Consider the following 15,031-nt stretch of genomic DNA (forward strand, 5'->3'; position numbering starts at 1 on the left):
AGCAGATATAAAACACTTCATACTTCCAGATAAAAGAAAGCACCGAACGTTTCCACGTTCGGTGCTTTATATTCCGAGCCGATATCCGTTGCGATATAAGGAATGATCCTTATCCGAACGGCATTAATCCATAGGGATGACCTTTTTGTTTGATACTAACGTCAGATACTAAATACGCTATAACTTAAGCAAAGTTTGCAGAGGCAAACTCCCAGTTAGCCAATGCCCAGAAAGCTTCCATGTAGCTTGGGCGAAGGTTGCGGTAATCAATATAGTAAGCATGTTCCCATAAATCTACGGTTAGTAGTGGGGTAACACCTTCATCAGTCAATGGCGTTGCCGCGTTTGAGGTATTAACGATCGCTAAGCTGCCGTCGGCATTTTTCACTAACCAAGTCCAGCTAGAGCCAAAGTTATTAACAGCGCTGTCAGTAAATTTAGCTTTAAACTCAGCAAATGAACCAAAGCTAGCATTGATAGCATCGGCAAGTGCGCCAGTCGGCTCACCACCACCATTTGGGCTTAAGCTATGCCAGTAAAACGTATGGTTCCAAATTTGCGCGGCATTATTGAAAACACCACCTGATGATGATTTAACGATATCTTCTAAAGACTTACCTTCAAAATCAGTACCTTCAATAAGACCGTTTAATTTAACCACATAGGTGTTGTGGTGCTTACCATAGTGAAACTCTAAAGTTTCTTGCGAAATGTGAGGTGCTAGTGCGTCCATTGCATATGGTAGTGCGGGTAACTCTATAGCCATTATATTCTCCAGATAGTGATTATAAAAATTTAATCTTAATGTAAATTTAAAGAAGTAGTTTGTTTTTTTCTAAAACCTAGTAAACTACTCGGGTATTAAAGTTTACTTAGTTTACCCACTTATATAGGTATTGCTATAGGTTTTATCAAGGCTAATATGTTTTAATATATAATTTTTTATGCATTAGTAATTATTGTCTTGTGTGTTTGCGCTGTTTTATTGGCAGGGTAAAAGACAATAAGTATTAATTTTTGAGGGCATTATGGAAACCATAGATCGTATTAAAGAACAAATCAGTGAAAACAGCATTCTTCTCTACATGAAGGGCTCACCAAAGCTACCTAGTTGTGGTTTTTCGTCACAAGCGTCACAAGCATTAATGGCATGTGGCGAGAAGTTTGCTTATGTAGATATTTTACAAAACCCAGACATTCGAGCAGAGCTTCCTAAGTATGCCGATTGGCCAACATTCCCGCAGCTATGGGTTGATGGTGAATTAGTAGGTGGCTGTGACATTATTATGGAAATGTATCAGCAAGGTGAATTGCAAACCTTGATCACTGAAACCGCCGCTAAGTACGGCTCAGAAGAAAGTTCTTAATTGCTATTGAATTTTCATTTATCGCCACCATACTAGGTGGAGTTAACATCGAATAACGTGAGTTATGCTGAGCTTTTGATTTATCGCGTCTCTTGCATATGCAAGTTCAGCAAACTCAAATATTTATTTTAAAAAATGGAGAATATAATGAGTGTATTAGTAGGTCGTGCAGCACCAGACTTTACCGCAGCAGCAGTGTTAGGCTCAGGTGAGATTGTAGATAGCTTTAACCTTGCCGAAACAATTAAAGGTAAAAAAGCGGTAGTTTTCTTCTATCCTCTTGATTTTACTTTTGTATGTCCTTCAGAGTTGTTAGCATTTGATCACCGCATGGAAGAGTTCAAAAGTCGCGGTGTTGAAGTTATTGGTGTATCAATCGATTCACAATTTTCTCATAACGCATGGCGTAACACGCCGGTCAACGAAGGTGGTATTGGTCCAGTTCAGTACACTTTAGTGGCGGATGTTAAACATGAAATTTGTCAAGCCTATGATGTTGAACACCCAGAAGCGGGCGTTGCATTTCGTGGTTCATTCTTAATTGATGAAGACGGTGTTGTTCGCCACCAAGTGGTTAACGATTTACCTTTAGGTCGTAACGTTGATGAAATGATCCGTATGGTTGATGCACTACAATTTCACCAAGAGCATGGCGAAGTTTGTCCAGCGGGCTGGAACAAAGGTGACAAAGGCATGACAGCAACAACAGAAGGCGTTGCTTCGTACCTAACAGATAACGCAGATAAGCTTTAATCGCTTAGTTATTTGCTGATAAAAAACCGCATTTTGCGGTTTTTTTTTGCCTTTAATTTAGTCAGGACAAGCGAAAGCCGTTGTAAAAGATTCATTTATGGCTATTATTGACTAAGTATATGGAGTTGTATGCAATATTGAGAAAAGGTAAAAGGATTGCGAATGTTTTTTCCCAAGTTCATTTATGAAAACCTGCCATACGCTTACTTTTTAGTGAGTGCATATTTATTGGCGTTTTATGAAACTTGGGTGGTATTTATCTCGGCAGGGTTATTTTATGCTGCAGCTTGCATTACCTTAGTCACACGTTCGAGCCATCGTCGAGTCGATCGTCACAAAACAGCTAAAAATAACAACATATTACCCGAGTTTCTGTATGAATACTTACCCTATATTTATGTCGCAGTCGCTATATTATTGCTGTTAAAAACCAGTCTCGCGATAAGTCATTTCTTAGCATTTTGTATGATGATTATCGCCCTGAGAAATTTACTCTTAAGGAAAAGTAATCGCCGAAAAAGCAAAACCAAGTTTTAAATGCTAGCGGTGTTATTGTCATCATCAATAGCTAATGGCCAACCACCGAGTTGCTGCCACTTATTGACAATATAGCAAAATAACTCTGCTGTTTTTTCTGTGTCATACAAGGCAGAGTGCGCTTCGTTATTATTAAACTCTATGTTAGCGGCAGTGCAGGCTTTTGCTAAAACCGTTTGACCTAACGCCAAGCCCGATAAGGTGGCGGTGTCAAAACTTACAAAAGGATGAAAAGGAGAGCGTTTAATGGCGCAGCGTGCGATGGCGGCATTGACAAAAGCAAGATCAAAAGCTGCATTATGCGCCACCATGATCGCGCGTTGACAACCTGCTGCTTTCATTTTTTTGCGGATCAGTTTAAAGGTTTCAGTTAAGGCCTTCTTCTCATCAACGGCGCCGCGCAGTGGGTTGCTAGGATCTATGCCGGTAAACTCTAGTGCTGCAGGCTCTAAGTTGGCACCTTCAAATGGCTCAACATTAAATTGTATTGTTTCGTCTAAACTGAATTGGCCGGTATTTTCATCTAAGCTCAGCGTGGTGGCAGCAATTTCTAATAAGGCGTCGGTTTGTGCATTAAAGCCTGCGGTTTCAACATCAATAACTACAGGGAAATAGCCACGAAAACGTTGAGAGAGTAATGGCGTTTGAGCGTTTTCACTCGTTATATTGTCAGACATAAAGGAAACAGCTATCTTCTTAAAGAAATAATGCCAAGATTATCGCAGAAATGTTAGCGCAAGGCATCATCGAAAGTTAAGGCAATGAAATTAATTTATGGAATTCTTTAGATAACTGTTAAAGTTATTGCTGATGTTGTCGATAATAAAAGGTGTCGCTAGTAAACTTTGCATCATAGACTTGAAAGCTAATGTTATGAAAAAAACTCTTATCCCTGTCATCTTATTATTATTGAGCGCTCAATCAAATGCCGGCGTAAAGCAATATCGTGCCGATATTGAAAACTCTACTTGGCAATTAACGGATGACTCCCGATTGCAATGCACATTAACTCATCAAATTCCCCGTTATGGTGCTGCTAAGTTTTATAGCTCGGCAAGTCGTAAGATGAATATGGAATTTGAGTTGGAGATGATGCGACTTCCTGACAGCTACGCTTTAGCTGAAGTTCGCTCAGAAGCGCCTAATTGGCGACCGGGTAAGGCTGGGCGCGTACTCGCGGATATGAAGTTACATAAACAGTTCTCACCCAGTCTGCCTAAGAAAATGGCATGGCATATGCTTAGTGAGTTAGAGCAGGGCATGAGCCCTACTTTCTATTATGATGATTGGTATAGTGCTAGCGATAAAATTAGTGTGGGCTTGTCAACTGCACGCTTTCAGAAAGCATATCAAGCATTTGTTACTTGTGTAGCCAACTTGCTGAATTTTAATTTTGAAGATATTGCCTATACTGTGCTTAACTACCAATTTGGCTCGGACAAACTAACTAAAGCATCTCAAAAACGTATGGATATGATTGTCGAGTATCTCGCACTTGATCCCAACTTAGAGTTGGTATTGGTTGACGGCTACTCAGATAGTTATGGTGGCCGAAATACCAACTTGAAAATGTCAGAGCGACGAGCGAATAAAGTGCGTGATCTTTTTGTTAAAAATGGTATCGACGCGAGTCGCATTGAAGCGAATGGCTATGGCGAAAGGCGCCATGTTGCCTCTAATGAAACCTTGATTGGGCGTAGCAAAAACCGCCGGGTTGTGGTTCGTATGGAGCAACCCTAGCACCAGGATTTTATTGATTTAGCACGATATTTATTACACTTTGCTGTTATATCCTAAATAGCACTTGAAGAGGCCTGTTGATTCGCTGTAATCTACAGGCCTCTTTTGTTTAGGGTAAAATTTATGAAATTATTTATTCGTATCGCCGTCATTATCTGCACGCTGGTGCAGTTTTCATGGTCGGCAACCGCCACTGCCGAAGTCGCAGATACATTAACCTATGCCAACTATCAACAAGTTAAAGTCAGTCATTTATATTTAGATTTAGACGTTGATTTTGCCAATAAATCGTTAACCGGTTTTGCTGAGTTGTCGCTAAATTGGCTCAGCGATAATGCCGCTCAGGTGCATTTAGACACTCGCGATTTAGATATTCATCGTGTTATGGCAAAAAATGTTAACGGCCAATGGCAAAAGTTAGCTTTTAAGCTCGCCCCTCGTGATGACGTAATGGGTGCTAAATTAACCATTAACACGCCTTTTCAAACGCCTACGTTGCGTATTTACTATAACTCATTGCCGCAAGCCTCAGGCTTGCAGTGGTTATCACCTGAGCAAACAGCGGGCAAAGACAAGCCCTTTATGTTTAGCCAAAACCAAGCGATTCACGCCCGCTCTTGGATCCCTATTCAAGACACCCCGAGTGTGCGAATGACGTATGATGCCCGCATTAAAACCTCAGATGATTTACTCGCGGTAATGAGCGCTAACAATGTGCCAGATACTGAGCGCGACGGTGATTATTTATTTTCTATGCCGCAGCCGATCCCAGCTTATTTAATCGCTATTGCTGTTGGTGACTTAAAGTTTAAAGCCATGAGCAAGCAAACCGGTATCTACGCTGAACCCTATATTTTAGACCGTGCGGTTGCTGAGTTTGACGATACCCAGTTAATGATCGATGAAACGGAAAAGCTTTTTGGTGCCTATCGTTGGGGCCGTTACGATCTATTGATATTACCGCCGAGTTTTCCTTTTGGTGGTATGGAAAACCCGAGGTTATCATTTATTACCCCGACCGTGGTTGCGGGTGACAAAAGTTTAGTTAACCTTATTGCCCATGAGCTAGCGCATTCTTGGTCTGGTAATTTAGTCACCAATGAAAGTTGGCGTGATCTCTGGTTAAACGAAGGTTTTACCAGTTATGTTGAAAACCGGATCATGGAAGCGGTATTTGGTGTTGATAGAGCGGTTATGGAGCGTGCCCTCGATGCCCAAAATTTAAGTTATGAAATTGCCGAACTTGCACCAGGTGATACTCAGTTGTACATAGATCTTAATGGTCGTGATCCTGATGAAGCTTTTTCTGGTGTCCCTTATACCAAAGGACAATTATTCCTATTGTACTTAGAAGAAAAATTTGGTCGTGATAAGTTCGACCGCTTCATTATGCAATATTTCGATGATCATGCCTTTGAAAGTATCGGCACCAAAAAGTTTGTCAGTTACTTAAAGCAACACTTAACGCACAAGTACGCTAATATTGTCAGTGATGCAGAGTTAAATGAGTGGATTTATGAGCAAGGTTTACCAAGCTTTACACCTAAGCCTCGCTCTGACGCCTTTATTAAAATTAATGACTATATTGCTAAATGGGGTCAAGATCAGTTGCAGTTGGCACAAATACCTACGCAAAATTGGACCATACATGAGTGGTTGCATTTTATTAATAACTTGCCATTAAACATTTCCAATGCGCGAATGGCGTTACTAGATAAAGCATTTAACTTAACCTTAAGCAGCAACGCTGAAGTAGCACATGCGTGGTATTTATTAGCACTACGCTCGGGTTATGATGCAGTTTATCCTGCTATGGCAGAATACTTAGAATCAATTGGTCGTCGTAAGTTAATCGTCCCGTTGTACAAAGAGTTAGCAAAATCAGCATCAGGTAAAGAATGGGCGCAAGCCGTTTATCGTAAGGCGCGCCCTGGTTATCATCCACTGGCGCAAGGCACAGTAGATGATATTTTAGTAAAATAATTCCGTGCTGATTAGGAAAACAAAAAACATCGCAATTGCGATGTTTTTTTTGGCCACCAGCATTAGCTGGCACTGGCATGTTTAAGTAGCTCTTATTTTTTTACATGCCAGCTTGTTATAGCACTGGCTGCAAACATAATTACGAACTCAGAGCTTTTTCAACCATCACGTCCACTTGACGCAGTTGGTTTTGTTGAGAGATAACCACACGAATTTTCAAAGAGTCTTGTTGATAACGCAAGGTTAAGCGACCACGTTTACGCTCACGTTGCTTTGGCTCACCATAGTGTTTTTGATAAAAGGCGATGACGTTAGCCTCAGTTTCAGTGGTAAAATAATTCAGCACTGCAGGTGTTTGCTCATTAAACTGCGCAAATATGCGAGCGTCTTCTGTTACCGGAATATCAACGCGGTCCTGATCAATGTTTGCTGAAAATGCACTGACACTTGTTATTAACAGTAATAAACTGACAGATAATAATGCGCTTTTTGTTATTAAGCCTTGTGCTTGCATCGCAGATCCTTTTAAATTTTTATCGCCTTATCTTGATATCGTGAACAACCCACACTTATAAATTAATCAGTTATCAAGTCTGAAAAGTCATCGCAATGACTTATATGTTTTTAGTTTGCGCTTTGCGCGATTCGCTGTCAAATATTACCCGCTTAATTACCAAGCAGCGATTATTGTGGCAACAGAGCTGAGTAAAAATATTGCAATATTAGTTTACTGTTTGCACTAAGCGTTTAAATATTGTTAAGTTGTTGATTGTTATTTGATTTCTATGCACGGTCAACAAAATCATCTCGATAGTGATCGACCCATAGCGCGGTCGCACCACAAATAGCCACCGGCATTACAATTAAATTAATAATGGGAATCATAGAGAATATCGCGGTACTAATACCAAAACTGTAACTTAGGCCTTGGCGTTGCTTTAAGGCATTGCGCATTTGTATAAAGCTAATTTTATGGTTATCAAACGGGTAATCTTTATATTGCACCGCCATCATCCAGGCAAGGAATAAAAACCACAATACTTGACCAATGACAGGTAATATCCAATACAGTAAAAAGAAGCCAACAGCTCGGGGTAAGTAATAAGTCAGCTTACTAAACTCGCGACTTAAAGTACGCGGGGTATCTTTAATGACATCTAAAGCACCACCGTTATCTAATGGTTGCTTTAATAATAATGCCTCTATTTTTTCTGACAGTAGACCATTAAATGGTGCCGCAAGCCAATTGGCGACTGAGCTAAATATAAAAGAGAAAATTATCAATATAAAGATAATGGCTAATGGCCATACCACAGAGCTTAACCAAGCAAAGGAGTTGCCTAACCAATCCTCAAATAAGTGCATATAATGCTCCAACTGAATAAAAAGGTAATAAAAGGCAAAGCTAAATAGCAGTAAATTGACGGTCAGCGGAATAAAAACAAATCGACGAATACCCGGTGTGCGGATCAATTCAAAGCCTTTGATAAAGTAACCGGCACCCCCTTTAGCAAGAGGCGATTTTTGTTGAGTATACATTGGTGTTTTATTAACCTAACTAATTGATATACAAAGTTCGATTATAGGGTGCTCGGCAAAATATGAACAGGGTTGTGATGTTACAAAATACATCAATCTCTGTTACAGTTGCCGCCATTGCGTTGGTTTTTATTCATTTACTTGCATTGGCTCGCCCTTTACGCGGTATTAGCACAAAAAATAGTCATTGCAGCTAGGGTAGGTTTTTTCATTTAATGCGACTTAAGCATATAAAATTAGCAGGCTTTAAATCTTTCGTTGATCCTACCACGGTGGCATTTGAGCAACAAATGACCGCGATTGTGGGCCCTAACGGTTGTGGTAAGTCTAATATTATTGACGCCGTGCGTTGGGTGTTAGGAGAAAGCTCGGCTAAAAACTTGCGTGGTGAAGCCATGACCGATGTTATTTTTAATGGCGCGGCGTCACGAAAACCTATAGGTCAAGCCAGTGTTGAGCTCGTGTTTGATAACGCGCAGGGCAAGATACAAGGTCAGATGGCAGATCGCAGCCAAGTATCGGTGCGTCGCTTGGTTAATCGTGAAGGGACTAATAGTTACTTTTTAAATGGCAGCAAATGTCGTCGTAAAGACATTAGTGAAATTTTCTTAGGTACAGGTTTAGGACCGCGCAGTTACGCGATTATCGAACAAGGTACGATTTCTCGGTTAATTGAATCAAAACCGCAAGAGCTTCGCATATTTATTGAAGAAGCCGCCGGCATTTCCAAATACAAAGAACGCCGTAAAGAAACTGAAAATAGAATCCGGCATACCCGTGAGAACTTAGCCCGTTTAAGTGATATTCGCGCAGAGCTAGATGTACAAATAGACAAGCTACACCAACAAGCAGAAGCTGCCAAACGCTTTCGAGACTTAAAGCAACAAGAGCGCAAATACAAAGCAGAGTTGGCGGTGTTACGCTGGCAAAAATACCAACAGCAATATCAAGAGCATCAAGCAAGCATTGCCAGTTTAGCCGAAAAAATAGCAGGTTATAACACTCAGCTTAGTGGCTATGATGTGCAAATGCTTGCATTAAAAGCCAAGATTTTAGCGTGTAACGATAGTAATCAAGCGTTACAGCAGCAAAAGCTTAATTTGACGCAAGAAATTGCCCGCGCCGAACAGCAAGTAAAATACTTGCAAGCGCAAGCAAAAAAAACAGCAAGTGAAAATCAACAGACTCAGCAGCAATTACTTAACGCCCAAGGTTTGATCGCGTCAGAGCAAGAGCAGCTGCAAAAGTACAATCAGCAACTAGCTCAACAGCAACCCCAGTTGCAAATACTCGAGCGTGATTTAACACAGTGCCAAACCGAGTTAACTCAGCAAACAGATCAGCAACAACAGTTGCAGCGACAATGGCAACTAGCCCAGCAAAAAAGCCATGAATTGCAACAGCAGAAACAAGGCTTGCAAGCCAAAATTACCCAGCAGCAAACCATTACTGAACAGTTGAACGAGCAAATTATAGCGCTAAGCGAGCAACGGGCGTTACTGATTTTAGCTGAGCCAGCAGAAACAAAAGTGCTAGAGCAAGCTAAGTGCGAAGCGCAAAAAGCCGTGCAACAGTTACAGTATCAAGTTGCAAAACTCAACTCACAACTAGCTAAATTGCAAGCAACAACACAGCAGCTAAACCAAGAACTGGCTATTGTTGAGGCGCAATTAAGCGTAAAACAGCAAGCGTTAGCGCGATCACAGCTAGCGCTTAACGATCGTTCACCATGGAGTGAAAAACAAGCAACATGGTTTCAGGAACAGGGCATCAAAAGTGTTGTTAATTTGCAGACTCAACTAAAAGTTACTGAAGGTTGGGAGCTAGCGGTTGAGTTGGTTTTATCGCATTATCTGGCAGGGCACCTGCTTAATAGCTTGCCTGATGCTGATGTTAACGGCAATTTAGCCGCGGATAATTTGTGCTTTGTTTATCAACAGCTCCCCTCACCGTGTCGCAATCAAAAGCCAATAATGAGTACATCGGTGGCGATAAAAAATAAAACATTAGCAAGTAAAGTCTCGGGAGTAAGTGCCTTAACGGCATACTTTAACCGCATTCATATTGCAGATAACTATCGAGACGCCAAGCAGCAACTGAGTCATTTGCAGGCAGGAGAAAGTGTTATCTGTCCAGACGGCACATGGTTAAGTCACCATATGTTATCTAAGGGCAAAAGAGAGCAGGGCTATGATTATCTCAGTTTGCAACGCCAATGTGATGCAGCGCAAAGTGAACTTGCACAATTACAAACCCGCCAGCAAGAATTAACACAGCAACTAAACATAGCTCAGCAAAGCCTGAAGCAATTCAGTGCTGATAAAAATAGCGCGCAGGACCAGCTTGATAGTAAAACACAAGATATTCATAAGCTTGAGCAAAGTTTACTATCGTTAGTGCAAAATGTGGCCCACCAGCAAGCGCAAGATAAAAGTTTAAGTGAGCAAATTGCGCAACTGCAAGAGCGTGACAAACGAGCGCAAACAAAATTAGCAGAATATCAAGCAGCGTTAGCACCATTGCAAACAAACGCTGAGCACAATATTGACCAGTTAGCGCAACAACAGCAGCAAATTCAGCAAACCATCGCCGATACGCAAACGCGCAGTCAAAACCTGTACCAACAACGGCATCAATTGAGCTTGGCGATTGAACAATTGAAAAGTCAACGCCAACAAGCGGAGCAAAATATTGCCGTTAATCAAAAAAATATTAACTTGCTAACTGAAAGACTTAATAATAATCAACAACTGGATAATGAAAACTCGGCGCCACTCAAAGCATTTGAAGCGCAATTACCACAATGGCTCGATAACTTAGGAGCTATTAACGATAAGTTGCAGCATAATCAACAACAGCTTAATGACAGTCAAACCCAGTTAGCGGAATTAGAGCGTAATTATAAAAGTTGCCAAGCAAAAATAGCCAGCTTGAAAGAGCAGCTAGCACGTTTACAACTGGACAGCGAAGGTTTTAAATTACGGGCTGAAAGTGCGCTAGAAGTGCTAAGCGAGTTACAACAAGATATTGAACATGTGGTTAAGGCGATGCCAGCTCAAGCGAAGACATCACATTGGCAAGCGCATTTGGTCAAACTAGCAAAAGATATTCAACAGCTAGGGGCGATAAATTTAGCCGCTATTGAAGAATATGAAAGCCAATACCAGCGAAAAAGTTACCTTGACCAACAAGATCAAGATCTTAATAACGCCATCACAACATTAGAGGCCGTGATAGCTAAAATTGACAAAGAGAGTCGGCATAAATTTAAGTTAACCTTTGATCAGGTTAATAAAGATTTACAAGCCTTGTTTCCAAAAGTGTTCGGGGGTGGTCAAGCCTACTTAACGCTGACCGGTGACGACTTATTAGAAACCGGCGTTGCTATCATGGCGAGGCCGCCGGGCAAAAAAAATAGCTCAATTCACCTATTATCAGGTGGAGAAAAAGCGCTGACCGCATTATCATTAGTGTTCGCAATTTTTCGCTTGAATCCGGCACCATTTTGTTTACTTGATGAAGTGGACGCTCCTTTAGATGACGCAAATGTTAGCCGGTTTTGTAATTTAGTTCGAGAAATGTCGCAAACAGTGCAATTTATTTATATCAGTCATAATAAAATCGCGATGGAGATGGCGTCACACTTAACTGGCGTTACTATGTTTGAACCTGGGGTTTCACGTATGGTAGCGGTTGATATTGACGAAGCTGTTGCCATGGTAGAAGTATAAAAATAGGCTAAGTAATGGAAGATAACATCAGAAATACACTCATTATTATCAGTGCGCTTGTGATAGCAGCTATTTTCATTCATGGGTATTGGACCATAAGAAAACAGAAAAATCCGTATAAACTAAAGGCTAAAGAAGAGCCAATAACCCCAGAGCCAAGAGGGTTTGATGGCTCAGGCTTTGATCAAGATGGCGTCAGTAAAGTTAAAGTCATTGGCATTAATCCTCAACATGAAGAGGTTTTAACAAATAGCAGCAATGTTGATGAAAATTCGCTAACAAGCCAAGCGCGAGGTACAGCTGACGCTCAATTGGATAAACAAGTTCATCAACAAGGGCTAAACTTTGGTGCTTTACTGAATGATGACGACACTGTGCCAGAGCATTTAAAACAACAAGCCTTATCTGATGCCGATAATGATGATGCAGCCGTGACAACGCAGCAAGCTAAGGTGACAAAATCGTCTACCGACGCTAATAGTGCGCAAACCAAGTCAAGTAAGCCTGCCGCTAAAACAGAGCCTGTTTATCAACAGCCGGTAACACAAGCAAAACCAGATTTGCGTAAAGCAAACGATCGTCAAGCGGCAGTTAAACGCAAACAGATGGAAATTGACTTTGAAGAGCAAGCAATAAAAGACATGCCAACTATGTCTGCTACCGCTAACGAACAACAAGAGGTAACTGAGCCAGAGCAGCAAGTATTGGTGCTTTCGGTGGTGATGCCAGAGGGCCTGACCATTTCAGGTGCGGCGCTATTGCCTAGCTTGCTGACCTTAGGAATGAAATATGGCGACATGAATATTTTTCATCGCCATCAAGACAACGCCGGTAACGGTAAAGTAACTTTTAGCCTAGCGAATATTCGCAATCCGGGTACCTTTGATCTAGATGATATTGAAAACTTTAGTACCCAAGGTGTGACACTTTTTATGACCTTGCCCAATGCTGGCGATGCCTTTGAGGTGTTTGAGCAAATGTTAAATGCCGCCAAACAACTTGCGGTTGAATTTGGTGGCCAGCTACTAGATGATAAACGCAGCGTCATGACCAAACAAACCGAGCAACATTACATGGGGCGTATACGCGAGTTTGAACGTAAAAATCGTATTAGCTCATTTTAAACTTCACGCAGCTAGTCCACCATATCGTCTTTGAGGTTAAGCATGGGGCGTAACCACAAAGACCTTTAATCTTAGCGCGGATTTTGTCGATAATGCTAATCACTGACTAAGGTCTGAAGAACAGGCCTAATCGGTTTTAGCAGATGTTACTATTAAGGATAGGCCAGATGTTAGCCGTCAATTTTACCCCTGAGCAATTAACCGTTTTACAGCAAGTAGATGCGCAACAAAATGTTGAACAACTGAGTGCCTTGTTTGCCAAATCGGCATTAGATGAAGCAGAGTTGGTACAAGTATTAAGTACCGCAAATGCCCTATATCGTGCAGGGCTACCCGTACTAACTGACGCGCAATATGATTTATATATTGCCATGCTTAGTGACATAAATCCGCAGCATGTTTATCTTCATACGGTTGAGCCTGAAGTGTTAGCAACCGCGAAAACCGTCGAGCTACCCGAGCGTATGTTGTCGACGGAAAAAGCCTACACCTTAACGGATATAGAAAAATGGTTGAAACGAATTTTAAAAGCCGCACAAGAGCTCAACATTGCGAAGGCTGATATTGAACTGCGTGTTACACCAAAACTTGACGGTTATGCCGCCTATGATGATGGTAAAACCCTGTATACCCGTGGTGATGGCTACCGAGGTCAAGATATCAGTCGAGCCTTCGCTAGAGGTTTAAAAGTTGCAGCCAAAGGTGAGCGAGGCTTAGGGCCAGGTGAAATCGTCATTAAAAAAAGCTATTTTGATGAAGAGTTAAGCGAGTTTTTTGAAAACTCTAGAAATATTCAAGCGGCGATCATTGCTGAAAAGAAAGTTGATGAGAACGTACAAAAAGCCATTGATGACGGTGCTTGTGTGTTTTATCCGTTCGCTTTGCTTGTTAATAAAACTGCGCATTACAGCGATATTATTGAGCATTTTGACGACATTATTGCGCAAATGTGGCAAGCGGTAGACTTTGATATTGATGGCGTTATTTTGGAAGCCACCCACAGCGAAATTAAAGCCCATATGGGGGCGACCAGAAAAAATCATCGTTGGCAAATCGCCTATAAAGTTAATGAAGAGTCAGCCGAGGTCGAAGTCGTTAACATTATTCCGCAAACCTCAAGAACAGGGCGCATATCACCTGTTGCCGAACTTGTGCCCACTAAACTAAGCGGAGCCACTATCAGTCGCGTAACCGTTCATCATTACAACATGGTTAAATCAAAACGGATAGGCCCTGGCGCCGTTGTGCAATTAGTGCGCAGTGGTTTAGTGATCCCCAAAATTGAAAAAGTGATTAAAGAAGCAAAGCCACAGCTGCCCGAGCAATGCCCAAGTTGTAACTCGCATTTGCTTTGGGAGTCTGATCACCTTATTTGCCCGAACAAGAGCGACTGTCCGGCACAAACCGAAAACACCCTGATTCATTTTTTTAAAACCTTAGGCAATAATGATGGCTTTGGTCCAAAAGTCATTGAAAAGCTGAGCCATTACGGCATTAAACATATTCATGAAATATACCAGCTGCAAGTACACCAGTTTGCAAGTTTTGGTTTTGGCGATAAAACCGCGCAAAACTTATTCGATCAACTTAAAGCAAGCCGCGAGATTGAAATCGAAGACTGGCGATTTTTATCTGCCTTTGGTGTTAGCCGCTTAGGCGCAGGTAACTGTGAAAACTTACTGCAACACCATAGTATTACAGCGTTATTTGATTTAACCGCAGCCGAGCTGGTAAAAATTGACGGCTTTGCTCAGTTAAGTGCTGAAGCCATTGTTGAAGGACTGGCTAATATTAAAGCAGAGTTTTTTAAGGTTTATCAACTCGGTTTCAATTTAGCGGCAACACCAAAAGCATCAGCGCAAGTTGAGTCTAGTTCGCCAATCGCTGGTACGGTAATTGTTTTTACCGGTGCAATGCAGCAAGGTTCGCGCGGTGATATGGAAAAACAAGCAAAGTCCTTGGGTGCTAAAGTGGCAAAATCAGTGACGGGTAAAACCACTTATTTAGTAACCGGTGAAAAAGTAGGCGAAACCAAGATCAAAGCGGCAGAAGATAAAGGCGTTAGCGTGCTTACTGAGCAAGCTTACTTAGATTTAATCGCTGGCGATTGATGTGCTGGTAATGTGAGCCATTGATAGCAGCAGTGCTTTAAAGGCTAGTTTGGCAACGCCGAAACATTTTGCGCACTAGGACTAGCTTACACTCGTGACTACCAAAGCCATGCTTTGAAAAGTAGTGCTTTATCAAGGTTGTAGTC

At 41.5% G+C, this 15,031-nt stretch carries 12 protein-coding genes; 8 read left to right on the forward strand and 4 right to left on the reverse strand.

From position 1 onward, the window contains the following. Positions 1-184: 184 nt before the first annotated feature. Positions 185-766 carry a superoxide dismutase [Fe] gene (sodB, locus tag B6K83_RS16985; RefSeq protein ID WP_085286059.1) on the reverse strand — a complete coding sequence of 194 codons (582 nt, stop codon included), beginning with the start codon at positions 764-766 and terminating at the stop codon, positions 185-187. Positions 767-1,028: 262 nt separating this feature from the next. Between sodB and B6K83_RS16990 the strand changes: the two genes are divergently transcribed. From B6K83_RS16990 to B6K83_RS17000, 3 genes are all read left to right on the forward strand, one after another. After that, positions 1,029-1,367: a Grx4 family monothiol glutaredoxin gene (locus tag B6K83_RS16990; protein WP_085286060.1), complete on the forward strand. Its 339-nt coding sequence runs from the start codon at positions 1,029-1,031 to the stop codon at positions 1,365-1,367. 147 nt (positions 1,368-1,514) lie between these two features. After that, positions 1,515-2,120, forward strand: a complete 606-nt coding sequence (locus B6K83_RS16995) for a peroxiredoxin (protein WP_085286061.1) — start codon at positions 1,515-1,517, stop codon at positions 2,118-2,120. A 162-nt stretch (positions 2,121-2,282) separates the two neighbouring features. Next, entirely contained in the window at positions 2,283-2,657 is a 375-nt protein-coding gene (locus tag B6K83_RS17000) for a hypothetical protein (protein WP_085286062.1), read from the forward strand. Here B6K83_RS17000 and rnt read toward each other — a convergent pair. Next, positions 2,654-3,334, reverse strand: coding sequence for a ribonuclease T (gene rnt / locus B6K83_RS17005; RefSeq protein WP_092251474.1), 681 nt, complete (start codon positions 3,332-3,334; stop codon positions 2,654-2,656). The two genes, B6K83_RS17000 and rnt, sit on opposite strands and share 4 nt — an antisense overlap. Positions 3,335-3,530: 196 nt before the next feature. On the opposite strand from rnt, the gene B6K83_RS17010 reads away from it, so the two are divergent. Both B6K83_RS17010 and B6K83_RS17015 read left to right on the forward strand, forming a co-directional pair. Beyond that, on the forward strand, positions 3,531-4,397 hold the full coding sequence (locus B6K83_RS17010) for an OmpA family protein (RefSeq protein WP_085286063.1): 867 nt from the start codon (positions 3,531-3,533) through the stop codon (positions 4,395-4,397). 135 nt (positions 4,398-4,532) lie between these two features. Beyond that, positions 4,533-6,380, forward strand: a complete 1,848-nt coding sequence (locus B6K83_RS17015) for a M1 family metallopeptidase (protein ID WP_408607245.1) — start codon at positions 4,533-4,535, stop codon at positions 6,378-6,380. A gap of 139 nt (positions 6,381-6,519) precedes the next feature. On the opposite strand, the gene B6K83_RS17020 is transcribed toward B6K83_RS17015, so the two are convergent. After that, positions 6,520-6,894 carry a hypothetical protein gene (locus B6K83_RS17020; protein ID WP_085286065.1) on the reverse strand — a complete coding sequence of 125 codons (375 nt, stop codon included), beginning with the start codon at positions 6,892-6,894 and terminating at the stop codon, positions 6,520-6,522. A gap of 269 nt (positions 6,895-7,163) precedes the next feature. Then, positions 7,164-7,919 carry a sulfate transporter CysZ gene (gene cysZ, locus B6K83_RS17025; protein WP_085286066.1) on the reverse strand — a complete coding sequence of 252 codons (756 nt, stop codon included), beginning with the start codon at positions 7,917-7,919 and terminating at the stop codon, positions 7,164-7,166. A 215-nt stretch (positions 7,920-8,134) separates the two neighbouring features. Here cysZ and smc point away from each other — a divergent pair, with 215 nt between their 5' ends. From smc to B6K83_RS17040, 3 genes are all read left to right on the forward strand, one after another. Continuing rightward, complete coding sequence (gene smc, locus B6K83_RS17030) at positions 8,135-11,650, forward strand: chromosome segregation protein SMC (RefSeq protein WP_085286067.1); 3,516 nt, start codon at positions 8,135-8,137, stop codon at positions 11,648-11,650. A gap of 14 nt (positions 11,651-11,664) precedes the next feature. Beyond that, complete coding sequence (gene zipA, locus B6K83_RS17035; protein WP_085286068.1) at positions 11,665-12,774, forward strand: cell division protein ZipA; 1,110 nt, start codon at positions 11,665-11,667, stop codon at positions 12,772-12,774. A gap of 167 nt (positions 12,775-12,941) precedes the next feature. Continuing rightward, entirely contained in the window at positions 12,942-14,885 is a 1,944-nt protein-coding gene (locus B6K83_RS17040) for a BRCT domain-containing protein (protein ID WP_085286069.1), read from the forward strand. Positions 14,886-15,031: the final 146 nt, after the last annotated feature.

The sequence above is a fragment of the Colwellia chukchiensis genome, assembly GCF_002104455.1.
Classification (GTDB): Bacteria; Pseudomonadota; Gammaproteobacteria; order Enterobacterales; family Alteromonadaceae; genus Cognaticolwellia; species Cognaticolwellia chukchiensis.